The sequence below is a fragment of the Rhizobium sp. P2_G9 genome (assembly GCF_056403475.1).
This window is the reverse complement of sequence record NZ_JBFUFK010000088.1, coordinates 1-15,203: the sequence shown is the minus strand read 5'-3', so window position 1 is coordinate 15,203 and position 15,203 is coordinate 1. Positions and strand designations below refer to the sequence as shown.

The 15,203-nt window shown below is 56.6% G+C and carries 11 protein-coding genes and 3 pseudogenes; 6 read left to right on the top strand and 8 right to left on the bottom strand.

Going from position 1 to position 15,203, the window contains the following annotated elements; genetic code table 11:
* On the bottom strand, positions 1 to 427 hold a 427-nt coding region (locus AC1DYF_RS38995), incomplete at its 3' end, for a transposase (protein WP_477884125.1).
* Between the two features lie 750 nt (positions 428 to 1,177).
* Here AC1DYF_RS38995 and AC1DYF_RS38990 point away from each other — a divergent pair.
* On the top strand, positions 1,178 to 1,621 hold the full coding sequence (locus AC1DYF_RS38990; protein ID WP_477884121.1) for an Imm26 family immunity protein: 444 nt from the start codon (positions 1,178 to 1,180) through the stop codon (positions 1,619 to 1,621).
* A gap of 758 nt (positions 1,622 to 2,379) precedes the next feature.
* On the opposite strand, the gene AC1DYF_RS38985 is transcribed toward AC1DYF_RS38990, so the two are convergent.
* Positions 2,380 to 2,709: a hypothetical protein gene (locus tag AC1DYF_RS38985; RefSeq protein WP_477884119.1), complete on the bottom strand. Its 330-nt coding sequence runs from the start codon at positions 2,707 to 2,709 to the stop codon at positions 2,380 to 2,382.
* A 1,175-nt stretch (positions 2,710 to 3,884) separates the two neighbouring features.
* Between AC1DYF_RS38985 and AC1DYF_RS38980 the strand changes: the two are divergent.
* A pseudogene (locus tag AC1DYF_RS38980) lies at positions 3,885 to 4,322 on the top strand (transposase); the annotation flags it as partial.
* A gap of 112 nt (positions 4,323 to 4,434) precedes the next feature.
* On the opposite strand, the gene AC1DYF_RS38975 reads toward AC1DYF_RS38980, so the two are convergent.
* The 4 genes from AC1DYF_RS38975 to AC1DYF_RS38960 form a co-directional block, all read right to left on the bottom strand.
* Entirely contained in the window at positions 4,435 to 5,427 is a 993-nt protein-coding gene (locus tag AC1DYF_RS38975) for a DUF3618 domain-containing protein (protein WP_477884117.1), read from the bottom strand.
* Positions 5,424 to 5,843: a phage holin family protein gene (locus AC1DYF_RS38970; protein WP_477884115.1), complete on the bottom strand. Its 420-nt coding sequence runs from the start codon at positions 5,841 to 5,843 to the stop codon at positions 5,424 to 5,426. The genes AC1DYF_RS38975 and AC1DYF_RS38970 overlap by 4 nt, the downstream gene beginning before the upstream one ends.
* On the bottom strand, positions 5,836 to 6,390 hold the full coding sequence (locus AC1DYF_RS38965; protein WP_477884113.1) for a nutrient deprivation-induced protein: 555 nt from the start codon (positions 6,388 to 6,390) through the stop codon (positions 5,836 to 5,838). The genes AC1DYF_RS38970 and AC1DYF_RS38965 overlap by 8 nt, the downstream gene beginning before the upstream one ends.
* A 373-nt stretch (positions 6,391 to 6,763) precedes the next feature.
* Positions 6,764 to 7,096, bottom strand: a complete 333-nt coding sequence (locus AC1DYF_RS38960; RefSeq protein WP_477884111.1) for a hypothetical protein — start codon at positions 7,094 to 7,096, stop codon at positions 6,764 to 6,766.
* Between the two features lie 284 nt (positions 7,097 to 7,380).
* Between AC1DYF_RS38960 and AC1DYF_RS38955 the strand changes: the two genes are divergently transcribed.
* On the top strand, positions 7,381 to 7,503 hold the full coding sequence (locus tag AC1DYF_RS38955; protein ID WP_477884109.1) for a hypothetical protein: 123 nt from the start codon (positions 7,381 to 7,383) through the stop codon (positions 7,501 to 7,503).
* Here AC1DYF_RS38955 and AC1DYF_RS38950 read toward each other — a convergent pair.
* A pseudogene (locus AC1DYF_RS38950) lies at positions 7,496 to 8,253 on the bottom strand (IS5 family transposase). The gene AC1DYF_RS38955 and the pseudogene AC1DYF_RS38950 overlap by 8 nt on opposite strands.
* Before the next feature lie 773 nt (positions 8,254 to 9,026).
* On the opposite strand from AC1DYF_RS38950, the gene nhaA reads away from it, so the two are divergent.
* The 3 genes from nhaA to AC1DYF_RS38935 all read left to right on the top strand — a co-directional run bounded on the left by nhaA (position 9,027) and on the right by AC1DYF_RS38935 (position 14,754).
* The gene (gene nhaA, locus AC1DYF_RS38945; protein ID WP_477884123.1) at positions 9,027 to 10,184 is read left to right on the top strand and encodes a Na+/H+ antiporter NhaA; all 1,158 of its coding nucleotides are present in this window, start codon (positions 9,027 to 9,029) and stop codon (positions 10,182 to 10,184) included.
* A gap of 354 nt (positions 10,185 to 10,538) precedes the next feature.
* Complete coding sequence (locus AC1DYF_RS38940; RefSeq protein ID WP_477884107.1) at positions 10,539 to 12,263, top strand: glucan ABC transporter ATP-binding protein/ permease; 1,725 nt, start codon at positions 10,539 to 10,541, stop codon at positions 12,261 to 12,263.
* Positions 12,264 to 12,834: 571 nt separating this feature from the next.
* On the top strand, positions 12,835 to 14,754 hold the full coding sequence (locus tag AC1DYF_RS38935; protein ID WP_477884105.1) for an ABC transporter ATP-binding protein/permease: 1,920 nt from the start codon (positions 12,835 to 12,837) through the stop codon (positions 14,752 to 14,754).
* Between the two features lie 181 nt (positions 14,755 to 14,935).
* Here AC1DYF_RS38935 and AC1DYF_RS38930 read toward each other — a convergent pair.
* Positions 14,936 to 15,034, bottom strand: a pseudogene (locus AC1DYF_RS38930) (transposase); the annotation flags it as partial.
* Between the last annotated feature and the right edge of the window lie 169 nt (positions 15,035 to 15,203).

Here is a 15,203-nt window from a genome sequence, read left to right as displayed (position 1 = left end):
CCTCAGGATTATGACTGATCTTGTGGTAGCGCGTTGGCTCGGATCGCGACAGTTCCAGCCGGTTGAGCGTGCTTTTGCCGGCCAGCGGCGCACAATCCGAACGCTTCGCCTCAAGCTTGCCGACCAACGTCGCCATGACAGGGTCGTGGCGCAATTCATCATGATCGTTGAGATCTTCATAGCCAAGCGCGAGCCCGAATATCCGCTGGCTCACCAAGGTGGACACGTCGTGCTCGATCAGCCCCGCACGGCGATGATCGGCAAAGCAGCTGGAGAAGCGCTCCACCAGCCGGATCGCCCGATCCGTCGCCCCCAGCAGCAGACTGCCGGCGTCGCTGCTGATCGCTCCACCATCAAATGCGGCCACCACCGCACGCGATTCAATGCTGGCAAATTCGAATGACTTTGCGCTACACTCTGTCGGCATCGGGGATTCCTTTGAACCTGACTTAAGTCGTTCTGGTAAAACAACTTTCTCAGATTCTCCGCCCCGATGCACCAACATAGTGTGAGATATCCGGGCTAGAGGTCTGACTAGCTGCTGTTTTGCTACCGAACTCGAAGGTAGGGTATGCTGGAAAGGGTGCCGACCGGGAGTAGGGCAGTGCTGCTCGACATGACATCGAAAACGTAGGAAGTGGGAAATAAAGTGGGAAAGACTTCCAGATATTCAAAAACATATGTGTTATTTCAATTGGTTATCAGAGGTTTGTGGCGGAGAGGGTGCCGGACATGCTTGCGACTGCCGAAAACAAGCACGTGATGACGATGCGCGATATGACCATTGGTATGGATTGCCTTTTCGCCAAAGTCGGCGCGATTACTATTATCATATGCCCTTGCGCCTATTCCGTCGGATATAGCTATTTGCAAATATCCGATTGAGGCGCGCCAGTGTGTCAAGCCGAAGGCTTAACCCGAAACTGAAAAATCTCGAATAGCCAAATGCACATGTACAGCAAGTACAAGAAGGCAGCCCTTTATCGTATTTACCATATCTAAAAAAGCAGTCATTTTATTACATAGCCATGAGATAAACTAATTGCGCCCGGAATGTGAGGCAAGCGAATGTCTCCATTCGAAGGCTTGAGGCCTTTGCAAACAAGAAAAAGAATTTTTTTGCGGCGCGAACTTTGTTTCTTGGCAGATGTTTGTAGTGCGAAGGAGACTCCTGCTGATGCGTAAGCTGCCATACAAGTTGGGTGATGTTTTTGCTATTCCGCTCAATGATGGAAAGGGCTTTTGCCTTGGCGTGGTCGCGGGAGTGGCAAAAGGCGGAAAAGTATTGATCGGATATTTTTATAACAAAATACACCCAACTATGCCTGATGGCGATACGTACCTTGCGCCCGAACCTCGCGATGCGGTTGGGATTTGGATATTCAGAGATTTGTTCTTATCCGAACAAAGGTGGCAAATCGTCGGGCAGGTCTACGATTTTCATCCAAACAATTGGCCTTCTCCAAAATTCCTGCGGGAAATCATTCGGCAATTTGATTTCACCCGGGATGCAAGTGATGCGGGCGATGGCAAACAGCCAAACGATGCCGGTATGCCGGCCGGCGCCATCGAGGATATTTTAACGCAAATCGCGGCAACAGAGTCGCGGACTTTTTCTTAGGCGCACGAAGTATCGGAAAGTTCGGCATTTTGGGCATCGGCTCTCAGTCGCGCGGCATTCGCCCGACGATCCATTTGTTGTCGCCCTTGTTTTGGCACTTCGTGCATCGAAGTAGCGGTTGGAGTGTGATTAGATAATGGTCATCCCAACGCTTCATTAAGTCGTATTTGTTCACCCGTCCCTGATGGTTGCATCGAACACATTTGCCTCCAAGGATATGCCATTGTTGGAATGTGTCGAAAGTCAGCCCTTCAAACTCCTTCAATTCGGTTTGCGTGGCGTCATCCGGCTTAAGTTGGACTCAGTCAGCGCGGAAAGACTGCGGCGGGTCGCTGTCTATCTGCTCATCGGCATTTTCTGACAGAAGGATCGGATTCGTCCATCGTGCAGCCCTTGCCAAGCTCAGGCGTGACGGTAGATCAGGCATCAGAACCGTCTTCCACCGTTCGGTGGAGATCGCGACCTATCGACACATTTTGTTCTGTGCGGCTTTTGACGTTTTGGCGAATTGTAATTTTGTGACATAGTCTTGAAGTGACTTTTTGAACGCGGCCTCGCATAAAGCGATGCGGCCGAAGACGACAACTGATCGGGTGGCGGGTACCCTGCCCCTTGGGGCGGGGATGGTTTATTGGACGCTGTAGTGAACGTTGGCGGTTCTCAAATGCGGACCCAGGTTCAGAAAATAAAATCGGCGGCGGCTAATTCCCTTAGTTTCAGGCCGTCCAGCGCGATGGAATCGTGAGCGGTAAAGTCGATCACCACCGATGAACCGGACTGCTCCATATGATGGGCTTTGAGATCGGCGAAATTCGTGAGCCCCGAACGTCGCTGAGATCGATGACATCGTGGTCCGAACCCTTGCCATCAAAATCCTTGATCGTGTCGGCGCCGTCGCCCGCCTTGAAGACGAAACGGTCTGCATCCGCCCCGCCATAAAGCGTGTCACTGCCCTTACCGCCCGCCAGGGTATCAGCACCGGCAAGACCACTGAGCTTGTTGGCGCCCACATTGCCGGTGATGTGATTGGCAAGCGCATTGCCGGTGCCGCTGAATGCCGCCTTGCCTGATAGCGTGACTTGCACCACTCATGTAGACCACCGGGAGGACGGGGCTCAGCTGGCGCGCTCGCCGCGCGATTTCCCAGCCAGAAGGGCCATTGCCGAGGTCTCTATCGGTCATCAAGCCGCTTCCGGTCACACGTGGACAATTCAAATGCCGCCCCGTTACTCGGCGAGGACAGCGGTACAGGCATCGGGTTGCTTCCCATTTCCAAACGCAGCAATCGTGGCGGTAGCAACAGCGGGCCAACGCCGTGATCATGAGATTAGATCGTTAGACACTTAGTGAATTACTGTAAGTCAAATTTACTTTTCTGTGCTATAAATATACCTAAAGCTCAATATCGTTGAGCTGGTTAGCCTCTGATATCAACGGAATACATCGATGGCTATCAATTCCGATCGTGAAGCTGCTTCAGTCGGCCGTTGGGAATATACTCTCGTCCTTTGGCCTCGCAGAGACATAGCCGGCGTCTGGCTGATTTTCACCCAGGCTTTACGGCGCCGGCGCCCAAACGGAAGCTACGAATATAAGGTCACGTCGGCAGCCCATATTCCAGCCCAGCCTTAAGTGTGTGGTGACGCCGCACCAGATCATGAAGCGTTAGTTCGCTCAAGCTGATCAGCCGCAAAGCGTTGAATTACCACGGCCAAATGCATTTTTTGGGCTCCCTGCTTGGGTCAGAATTCGTCTAGCAAGACGCTGTGACCGATCGAATAACCCTCTAGCTGGAAGACTTTTTCTCAGGTTCCCCACTCCAAGACAATCCGCATAGGATTTACGTCCAGCTGACACACAGCAAAAGCAGCGGCGAGCGCAGCGTATGCTTCCATAGCGTTGGTCTGAGCACGATCAATCAGTAATGCGAAATCGAAATCTTTCTCGTGAACCCGGTGCAGGCTGATGAATGCCACGCCTGCAGCCTTAATTTACCCTTCTAAAGTTGCGGCGTTCAACTGTATATCTCTTCGTTGCAAATCCACCTTAAAGAATATCCTATAATATTGCCGAAGTTATTACTGAAATCCTACAAAAGCACCGTCTATGCGATCGTGTATGGTTTCGCACAGTTGGATAGCCGGTATAAAGTAATGCTTATCCCCATGGCCAACGTCGGAGGAGTTCCGCCGCAGCCTCTCGAACGGTAATGTGGTAGTTCGCCCCAAGTGAGCGTTATCGCGTGCGCTCCTAGTCGTTCAGATCCGGCGACGCCTCGCAGGTGGAGATGTTGCTCGACCAGATCGACGACCCCATCGCCCAGTTCCCGGCCGATGACGCTTACGACGGCCACCCGACCTATGACACCGTCACGAAGCATAGCGTAGGCGCCACGGTGGTCATTCCGCCACGCGCCAATGCGGTGGGACGGGCAGACACTGATCTCTGCTGTCAGCGAGACCGACACATCGAAGCGATCAGGGCGGACGGACGGATGAAATGGCAAGCAACGACCGGTTATGGCAAGCGTTCGCTGGTCGAGACCGCCACCGGCAGATACAAATTGATCGTCTGACCTCGACTGCGAGCGCGCTCACTCGGCGCGCAACAGACGGAGGTAGCCATCGGCTGCGCCGCCCTCAATCGCATGCTGTCATGCGCGCGCCCGAAATCCGTCCGGTGCGTGACAGCTACCGAATAGACACATCCTTCAAGACTGAAATCCGTTCATTCATTGATCGATGCATCAACGCAATGGGACAACATAGCTAGGCGAGGCGCGATCGCGTGATGGACCGCGCCTCCATTTGATTTCAGGTCGCGGGGTTTTGATTCTTCGCCTCGTTCATATCCGAAAGAACGCGATCTTTGGCGGTGTCGTGAAGATCGGAGGCCACGGAGACCACCTTGCCATAGGCATCCGAAGCCAGGTTCTTGCCCTGCTCGACCATGCCTGCGGCCTGGTCAGCCACATCGGCCTTCAAAGAGTCAGCAGCCTCACCAAGGATCTCATCCTCTTTTGCTGTGTGCGGCAGGGTTGCACCAATCGCGGCACCAACGGCAAAGGCGAGAGCACCGCCGACGAGAGGCTGGTCGCGAAATTGCCGAAGGATAGTCGCAGTCAGTTGCGCCGACTGGTCTTGAAGGGAGGCCCCGACGTTCGAAGCCRAAACCGAGACTGCGCTTGTCGTTCCGCTGACCTTCTGTGCAACGGCGCCGGCCGTGTCTTTGATTTGCTGCCAGGTGTCCGAGGCCCAGCCAGTCGAAGCATCAAGCAAGGCCCCTGCATCATCCGAAATGTTGGAGAGTTGCTTGCCCGTGGCGTCTGCAAAGCCCCGATATGTCCTGCCGGTGGCGTCAATGAAGTTACCAGCGCGATTTCCAACCTCATCTGTGAGAGCTTTGAAGCGGGTGCCGGCGTCATCGACGAAATGGCTGTAGCGCTCGCCGTCAACTTCATCTGGCGGTCCAACGCGTCGTATCGCGCCTTGTGCACGATACAGAGGATACGCTTCTTCAACCGCGGGAGTCGGGCTGGCCGCGGTCGTTGTGCCCTGCTTGGCGACAAGCCACGCGAGACTCACGCCGATCAGGGCGACAGGCAAAGGATTAGCCTTCAGCGCTGTGCCAAGATTGCTGACATATTCAGCGCCGCCGCTTCCCTTGGCGTAAGCCAGCACCTCGTCAACGAGTTGGCCCGGTGACATACGTTCCTGGATGGCGTCGATGCGAGCTCCGATCCTTTGGCGATCGGCGTCGATTTCGCGCTGGATGTCGGCGGAGGATTTCTCGGACGAGGCATTCATTGAATTTTCTCCTTTACCACGTCGGCATCCCGACGAAGGGATGTTGCCGTGCGATCAAGTTTGAGGTTGGAGGCGCGCAACGCAGCTATGCCTTTCGACACGAACAACCAGGCGATCAGGCCGCTGACGACACCGACGATGAGCGCTGCCAACGCGTTGGCGCCGATCGGCGTCATTCCATTGTGGACCAAAATCAGCGCGAGCCCGCTGACCAAGGCACTGAGAAGAACGCCCAAAGCACCGATGGCGAGGGCGAGGCCAACAACCATGACTTCGACGCCGCTCAGGGCGCTTGAAATTTTCTCAGACGCCTCCGTCTTAGCGAGATCGATTTCCTTGCGCAGGAGGCCCGACACGTCGGAAACGAGGCCGCCGATCAATTCGGAAAGCGGTGGATTGTTGTTCGGATCAGCCATTGACAATACCTCCTACAGCGGACGACGATGTACTCATCTGGGTAGAGCCGACCTGGCTTGACTCTTGCGTTTTGGTCGTTTCCGGCCGTTTCGCCGACGCAGTGAAAAACCGACTGGCAGCAAGCCCCGCAAGAGCCGCCACACTCAGGAAGGCGAGGGGCTGTTTACGACCAAAATCCTCGGCCATGCCAGCGATCTCGCCGAGATCGCGGCCTTCGATATTCTTTGCGATTGCTTGAACGCTCTCGCCGATCTGTCTGGCGTAGCGCCCGATTTGGGGCTGGTCGCTCTGTTCAAGTTCCGCGCCGACCTTTTGCAGCGCCGTCGCGATGCCGCCGACCTGGCGGGCGGCAAAGCCGGTTTGCTCCGCTACCGTCTCCTGGACCTTCTGCATCGCAGTATTTGCGTCGGCCTTGACGACGTCAGTGGCAGCGCTCAAATCATCGCTGACCTTGTTTTTCAGATCGTTGAGGCCCGCCGGTCCGCTCTGGACTGCGTCGCTCAATGGGTTCGTGGCTGTGGCTGCTGTGTCAGTGGTTTCTGGCATGGATTATCTCCTGCGCTGGGCTAGCGTCTCTTAGTCTGCACGCTCAACCGCAGTGGATAGGAAATGTTCCGCTGGCCGGATTTCTCCATATGCGCTAATCGCATGGGCACGGTCACACTGTTTTGACACGGGCAGCCGTCAAAGATCGCCGACCTCTGAACCGCATCATGACGACGCAGCTTTGAGAAAAGTTAGCCGGCTTCAACCCGTGAGGCTGGGGTACTTGACTACCTTCAGAAACAGAGCATTCATGGCGCCCGTATTACCCTGAAATGGCGTCACTTCGAGGAACAGACCATCGGAGGCGCACGCCTTCGTCTGTGGGTTGATCTCGGTGCGTCAGGGCTTGATCCAGGTATCATACCATGAGTTTTTATTGATCGGCCGGTAGGTGGTGTAGCACTGCGATCCGGACGCCCGCGGCTTTGATTTTTGTGCAAATACCGAAATCGATGGGCGCCTGGCAGCGGCCGCTGGTCGTGGTCTTGAGACAGCCAGTGGGTTTGTAGCTGTCGTTAACACCGTCCGAGACGAAGAACAGCACTTTCTGCGGATCCGTCGCCGTGTAACCCTGCCCGCTCGTGCCAATCGTTGTCTTCAACTGGCCGAGCATTAGTTCGAAATCGGTCTGCTGGTCGATGTTGTAACCCTGCTTGGGAATCGACATGAGGTCGATTGTCGAAGTCTTGGTTGCGACGTCGTCCATGTCGCTCGACAGGGCAGCACATCGATATGCAAGGCGAAAGCACAAGTGTCCGACGTATTGGACTCCAGCGAGCTGATGTCTGTATCCGTGGCACCCAGCCCCATCGACGGCGAGTTGTCGAGCATCAGGTAAAAATCAACATATGTCGCCGGTATATAACTGCCGGTGGCAACGCCGGCGACGTCGATCGATTTGATGCCGATAATGTTTAGGAAGCTTGTGGGCACGGTGGCGGAAAAATTGACGTGGGAGGAAAACTTATTGCCCGCTCATAGGATGCGAACTTGGCATTGGTGTTGGCCTGGAAAAACGCCAGGGCATCGGTGTTGCCGACCGTGATGTCGCCACCAGAATTGGCCGTTGATCCTTTAGCTTTCGTAAATATGTTAGGCAGCGTCATCAATTGAGCCAGACGATTGATGCTGCCAAGTGGATTGCGCCGAGGAAGGCCGCAGCGGTTTTGTCGTAGCGCGTGGCTATAGCTCTGTAATGTTTTAGTTTTTCGAAGAAATTCTCGATGAGATGGCGGGCCTTGTAGAGCGCCTTGTCATAGTCGCGTGGCTGTTTCCGGTTCGATTTCGGCGGGATGACGGGTTCTATTTCGGCGGCTTGGAGCCGCTGGATGACCCGTTCGTCCGCATCATAGCCCTTGTCGGCGATCAGAATCTCCGCCTCGATCCCGCCGAGCAGAACGTCGGCGCCATCCAGGTCGCAGGCTTGCCCTGGCGTCAGATGAAACCCGAGCGGATTTCCCAATGCATCGCAGAGCGCGTGAACCTTTGTGCTCAAGCCGCCGCGTGAGCGGCCGATACATTCATTTTTTTCGACGAGCCTTTTGCGCCCGCCGAATGCTGATGCGCCCGCACGATCGTGCTGTCGATCATCGCGTATTCGTTGTCGGCATCCTGCGCCAATACTTTGAAAATACTTTCCCAAACGCCTTTGCGGCTCCAGCGCATATGGCGTGTGTGAACGACCCGGAAATCGCCAAAGCGACAAGGCAAATCCCGCCACGGTATGCCAGCCCGGTAACGATACAAAACGGCGTCGACGAACAGCCGGTTATCACTCGCCGTCACGCCTCTGTCTGACACCTTGCCTGGCAAAAGCTGCTCGATCCGTTCCCATTGATCGTCACGAAGGGCGTAGCGGCGCATCGGCGTCAACTCCTATCAAAAGCTTACGCCCTATGAATCATTCAAATGCCGATTTGGGAATCTGGAGGGTTCTGTGAGGTCCGGCCGCTTTGGATGCAGCATTCGCTGATCGGACCTCATTGAAGCCGGATTGAACGAAGGCGCGGGTTGTGTGGCACTATGGGGATTTAGCCGCAGCGATGGATAGCGTGTGGCGGGAACGAGCTTTGCGGACCTCGTTGACGGAGTTTGGAAGAAGGTTCTCGCCGCGAGTTGGGTTGTCTGTGAAGGCCCTTTTTGACCGGCCGGCATTGACCGAAGCTTTGGTGCGGCTGGCATTTTGTGTCGCTAGGTACATCTGGCCAAAGTGGTCTCCTCGCGGCCGTTCGATATGCCGACGCTGATCGTTGGTTTGATGCCGCGCCTGATAGGGTCATGAACTATCGTTCCATGCTGGCCGGCAGGCTGGTCGATGCGGCTTCCAGGTGCCGAGGATGCTCATCCTTGTGCGTGGTCGACATGGTCTAGGGCCTCGAGAAGAACGCCGCGAACCAGATTGAGATCGCCGGCCGGCCGAGAGGCCAATCGCAGTGCGGCCAGTGTGAGGCCGGATATCGACGGAACATTGCCACCGAATGTCGCCGATCGTCGGCTGGTCATCGGCAAGGCTTTGCCTATGACTGGGTTTCCTCCAGCTTCACGGCTACAGTGATTGAAGCGTGTGCTGCGTGCGCTGCGGGATTCCCCGAAATCGACGGAGACTTCGATCAACCTCTCGCAAGGAGTGCGAACCCGTGTCTTCGACTATGTCCAAGGGCCGCATCCGGTCCACGTTCAGACGTTTCCTTGACAACGAAGCGTCTGCTGGTCTGCTTCTCATGGCCGTCGCCGCGCTGGCGATCGTGACAGCGAATTCTCCGCTCGCGGCGGCCTACTTCGAGATGTTGCACGCTCATCTGGGCCCGCTTAGCGTCCAGCACTCGATCAACGATGCCCTGATGGCGCTGTTTTTCCTTCTAAACGGCCTTGAGATCAAGCGTGAGATCGTCGACGGCCAGTTATCATCATGGCCCCGCCGTGTCCTGCCCGGAGGAGCGGCTCTCGGCGGCATTATCGTGCCAGCCCTCATCTACATCGTGTTCAATGGAAACTATCCCGCGACGGCACATGGCTGGGCCGTCCCTGCTGCGACCGATATCGCATTTGCCCTCGGCATCTTGTCGCTCCTCGGGTCGCGGGTGCCGGTCTCGCTCAAGGTCTTTCTCGCGGCGCTGGCTATCATCGACGATCTCGGGGCCGTCGTCGTCATCGCGTTCTTTTACACCTCCGGACTTGACTTGTGGGCGCTCGGCGGAGCGGGCGTCGTGTTCGTCGCGCTACTGGCCATCGGCAGGCTAAGGGTCAATCCCTTATTTCCGTACATTATGCTTGGCATTGTCCTGTGGCTCTTCGTGTTCATGTCCGGCGTGCATGCGACGATCTCGGGCGTGCTGTTGGCCCTGACCATTCCGATCAAGCGAACGCCCGGCACGCCGGAGGCATCCGAAGCGGAATCCCCTCTCCATCGGCTTGAGCATTTGCTCCACCGGCCGGTGTCCTTCGTCATCGTTCCTGTGTTCGGTTTCGCCAATGCCGGGCTATCGTTTTCCGGCGTCACCGCGGCGTCTTTCGCGGAACCGGTGACTCTGGGCGTTGGTCTCGGCCTCTTGCTCGGGAAGATGGTCGGAGTCTTCGGTTCCGTCTGGTTGATGGTGAAAACGGACGTCGCCGACCTTCCGGCATCGGCGAGTTGGGGTCAGACATTCGGCGTCGCGTTGCTCTGCGGGATCGGCTTCACCATGGCCCTGTTTGTCAGCCTGCTCGCCTTTGGCGACCGTGCGCCACAGGACCATGCCAAGCTCGGCATCCTGGCCGGTTCCGCCTTGGCAGGTTTGCAGGTTATCTTGTGCTAGCTAGCGATGAGTGGCCGACGCGCACGCCATGCTCCTGCCGCTTCAGAGAACGAGATATGACAGGACGGCGGCGAGGCCGATCAGGAACAGGATCAGCGTGGCCGCGAGGGCGGGATCGCATCTGGTGCGACATTGTGAGAGATTCGGACAAATTAGCGGGTAACTACGGGGTGATGAAAACCTGTCCGACGCCAATGACCTATCTGGTCAAATTCTTTCTTGGCATAGCCCCCCGCGCGTTCGATCAAGAACCGAACCCCGCGCCGCGATGTCACGTGATTGGCAGTCGAGGAACATTTGCTATTTCGAACCGTTCCATAGACGCTTTTCCCCTCTTGCACACGAGGCAAGTCAGTGACGCTCGTTCAGATTTATCTGAAGTCGCTCCGGCCTCTCGGTCGCTTCAAATTCCACGTGACCATGATCGTGCTCGCTAATCTGCTTCTTGCCGGGGGCGCGGTACTCGAACCTATTCTGTTCGGTCATATCATCGATGCGATTTCCCGGCGCAACCATGAACTGTCATCTCTGTTCCTATGGATCTCCTTCGCTGTCGTTAGTACTGCCTTTTACGTGCTGACGGCGCGCTCCGCGGACAGGCTCGCGCACAAGTGCCGGGCCGAAATCCTCGCCGTTTCTTTCGAAAACCTGGTCGCGATGCCAGTCACCTGGCATAACCGACGGGGCTCATCGAATGTCTTCCAAACTCTTGTTCGCGCGTGCGAGTCTCTATTCAACATCTGGTTAGAATTCATGCGTTCGCACTTGGCGACATTCGTGGCATTGGCGCTACTCATTCCAACCGCGCTGGTCACGAACCTTTGGCTGGGTCTGATCCTGCTTGCGTTGGGCTTGGTCTATTGGTGGGTCGGCAGGACGGTCATGGCGCGTACGAAAGATGGCCAGAGCGTCGTGGAGCGGCACTACCACAACGTCTTCCTGCATATGAGCGACACCATTAACAATGTCACGGTCCTTCACGCCTTCAACCGCGTCGAAGTCGAAGCCAACATTTTGCGCGGGTACATCCAGGCACTCCTCGACGCGCAATTTCCTGTGCTTGACTGGTGGGCCATAGCCTCCGTTTTCAATCGGATGGCGGCGACGATTTCGATGACGGCAATCCTGCTCACAGGTGTGAGATTGGTCCATAGCGGCGAACTCTCTGTCGGCGAGATCGTCACGTTCATCGGGTTCGCGACAATGATGATTGCGCGTCTCGATCAAGTCCGGGCCTTCGCGGCCCAAACGTTCGAAGCGAGCGCGAAGCTCGAAGAGTTCATCGGCCTTCAATATGAAGCCGAGACGCTGCGCAGTGCTGACAACGGACCTGCCATCCATCGCGTCAGGGGCCGAGTCGAGTTCCGAGACGTATCGTTCCAATACGAAGACGGTAGCTGGGGAGCCAGAGGCCTCTCTTTTGTGGCCGAACCTGGTCAAACGATTGCGATTGTCGGCCCGACGGGCGCCGGTAAGACAACGGTCGTCAACCTCCTGCAGCGCATATACGACCCTGTCGCGGGCATGATATTGATCGACGGCGTCGATATCGCCACTGTTTCGCGCGCCTCGATCCGCGATCATGTCTCGGTGGTCATGCAGGACGCAGGCCTGCTCAATCGATCAATCGCACAAAACATTCGTTTGGGGCGAGACGACGCATCGCTTGACGATGTACGGGTGGCCGCCGCCGCTGCGGCGGCCGACGACTTCATCCGCCGGCGTCCAGAAGGTTACGACGCCGTCGTAGGAGATCGCGGCGGCAAACTCTCAGGGGGCGAGCGCCAGCGGATCGCGATCGCACGCGCCATCCTCAAGGCGGCGCCAATCCTGGTGCTGGACGAGGCAACGTCGGCGCTCGATGTCGAAACAGAGGCGTTGGTCAAGGACGCGTTGGATCATATGACCAATGACCGAACGACTTTCATCATTGCGCACCGGCTGTCCACTGTGCGCGATGCGGACCTCGTCCTCGTTCTTAACGAGGGCAGGATCGTCGAGTCTGGCAGCTATCAAACTTTGCAACGTTCCAGCGGTCAGTTTTCACGGCTGCTGGAAGCGTCGGGCATCGCCGCCTGAACAAAACCCGCTGCTTCAAGGTAGGTCGTCTTATGTCGAGCACGAAAGCTTCAACCGAAATTTTTCGGGTTGTGCGAGCAGTTCATAGCCCTGCGCTCTATTGGGCCGATGGCGCGGCGGTGGCCAGCACTCTCGGGACTTACTTGCGTAAATTCAATCGAACTTGATATAACGCAAAGACAGCCATCCTTTGGCAAGGGATGATTAGCTATGTCCTTTTTGATCCGGCCGACACCTCGTAACGTGGCGTAGGTATGATGGCGGATGTCATATTCGGGTGGAACTGCGCGTGAACAGACGCCCCCAATAGAAGAAGGAATGCTGGATCGCCACGGTTTGAAGCGCCAGCGATGCGATCTCGAAAATCGACCGGCAAGGTTGATGGCGGAGACTGTGTCAGGCAAGGGCAAGCTTAGAAAAGCATATTCGACAATACTCTTCGGTCGCGACCGCGTGCGCCAGCAGGTAAATCAGCACCTCTGCCCGCGCGTCGGAAGCTTGAGGTTTTTCGACGCATACCCGGTGGCAGATAATCGACTGTTGGACAGTTGTGTCGACAGGGGGAGACTTGATGAAATCAGGCGCGGATAAGTGGGATTTGCATCCAGAAGATCGGAAACGAAAAAGCCTGGCTAGGCCAACCCCAGTTTCATCGATGCAGACCTTTTGGGGGTTGCTGTGCGCCTACTGGCGTTCCGGCAATCGTTGGGAAGCCTGGGGATTGACGGCAGTTATCGTCCTGCTCACCGCCCTGTCGTCGATCGCAAGCGTCTGGTTTGCCGAGGCGTCCGGACAGCTTGTCAGTGCAATTGCCTCTCTTCAAAACCCGGTACATCCGAGCACACCCGCAATTATTCTAGCGACTGCGGCGACGCTCTCGGCAATCGTCGTGACGAAAGAAATCGGGTTCACGTCGCTGCGCCACTTTTTCTCCACAACGCTGCACCGCAAATGGCGTGCATGGCTCGACCGGCGCTTCAACGACGCGCTGCTCGACAGCAATCACACCCATTTGCATTTGCAGCACGGAGCGGCAGACGCCATCACCGCCTCCGCCCAAGCGCCTGATAACATCGACCAGCGCATCCAGGAGTCCATCAAGGGGATGGCCGGAGGCGCCATCGGCCTTGCCATGGGGATTGCAGGCGTCCTGTTGTCGCTTCTCTTCGTCGGCGGCAAAATCATGGAGACATCAACACCGGTCAGCGGACTGGACAGGCTTGGAAATTACGGCAGTGCCTGCCTTACGGTCGCGGCTGTCATTGTCTATGTGCCGATCAGCACCCTTCTTGCCGTCAAGCTCGGTGCGATGCTGCAGACCCTGAATGTCAAGATGCAGTCGGCGGAGGGGAGCTATCGTCGAGCCTTGACGACACTCTTCCATCGCAGTTTCCATGTGGCCGCCACGAACGGAGAGCGCGCGCAGAGAGATATTCACCGACAGCTTTATGTCGACATCGACCGCAACTGGGCCGGCCTTAACGTGCTGAGCGCGAGCTATATGGGCTTCCAACTTGTCTACAGCTTCATGGGCTCACGCATCGTTGCGTATGCGCCGGGTTTCTTGCCCTATGTCCACGGCAGCATCAATTTTCAGGAATATGTCACCGGTGCCGAGCTTGCCAATGCGATCATCAGTGATTTTTCCTGGTTCATCCAGGTCATGCCGGATATTGCTCAATTAAGGGCGAATGCCCTACGCATAACCGGCCTTGCAACCTCAATCGAGGACGTGCAGCAGCCTTGCAACTTCTATTCCCGCAGCGGGCGCTCCGAATTTTGTTATGAAAATCAGGACCCCGGATTCGGCCTGACGATCCGAAACCTGCAGCTGATGCATCCAGGTAATGACGAGGCATTTCTTGAAGCGGGTCACCTGCATGTCGAACGCGGTGAATGGGCACTCCTGGTCGGCGTGTCTGGCAGCGGCAAATCGTCCATGCTCAAGGCAATCAACGGGCTCTGGCCGCATGGCTGCGGAACTGTCGTGCTGCCTCAGGAAGAGCGTGTCTACTACGCGGCGCAGGACGTGAAATTGCCCCCGCTATCGCTGAAGGAACTCGTCTGCCTGCCGGAGCAAGCGTATGGCTATACGGACGCCGAAGTCATTGCAGCTCTGTCAGAAGCAGGTCTCGCTGAATTCGCCATCGATCTTGCAGCCGACGGACGGGCCAATCAGAGCTGGGACCTCCTGCTTTCCGGCGGCCAGAAGCAAAAGCTCGTTCTGGCGCGCATTCTGCTGATGCGGCCAGGGCTGCTGCTGCTGGACGAATCGACCAGTGCCCTCGACAATCAGGCTGTCATCGCTTTTCACGAGGCAGTAAGGAATATTTGCCCGGGCATTACCGTCGTCAGCGTCATGCACGGCACACCCCCCCCGAAATCGCCCAGAAATGGAGAATTCTTCCGCAGCGTGCTTTCCATCGAAGATGGCATAGTCACCAAATCGCCGCTGAGCGATGAGTCGGTGAGGCCGGTCCAGGCCGCCTGAGCAAGCGCGCGAGCGGGCGAGTCGTGGCACGTTTGATTTCGTGCAAGGCCAGGACAATCTCGAATAAATGCCTGATAAGTGCTGCTTAAAAACAAAGATAAAATTCAAATTCCCATCAGCGTCGATTTCTTCCAATCGACAGTTCCACCAAATGCGGTGCGAGCGATAGAGCGACGAAAGGTATGCCCAGCACCTCGCGCCGGCCGTCGGTGTTGACGCCGACCGCGATGATGACGGCGACGGAGACAATGCGCCCGCCGCGCCGGACTTTCAGATAAGTGGGATGAGTAGGCGATGCGYGCCTTACCGCATTGCGGCGGCAGGTCTCGCATCGCCTCTCGCCGAACCGGACGTGCGCCTTTCGTTACGCATCCGGCTCTCCAGAAGACATGGCAAAGTCAGGCACTTCCATCCACGCAAGACGATATCGCTCGACAGGTGTCCAGCAG

Bases quoted from the DNA above. Each gene is read 5' to 3' on its own strand.
- AC1DYF_RS38990 (WP_477884121.1), top strand. From the start codon at position 1,178: ATGCGTAAGCTGCCATACAAGTTGGGTGATGTTTTTGCTATTCCGCTC.
- AC1DYF_RS38970 (WP_477884115.1), bottom strand. From the start codon at position 5,843: ATGGCTGATCCGAACAACAATCCACCGCTTTCCGAATTGATCGGCGGC.
- AC1DYF_RS38965 (WP_477884113.1), bottom strand. From the start codon at position 6,390: ATGCCAGAAACCACTGACACAGCAGCCACAGCCACGAACCCATTGAGC.
- AC1DYF_RS38960 (WP_477884111.1), bottom strand. From the start codon at position 7,096: ATGGACGACGTCGCAACCAAGACTTCGACAATCGACCTCATGTCGATT.
- AC1DYF_RS38935 (WP_477884105.1), top strand. From the start codon at position 12,835: ATGAAATCAGGCGCGGATAAGTGGGATTTGCATCCAGAAGATCGGAAA.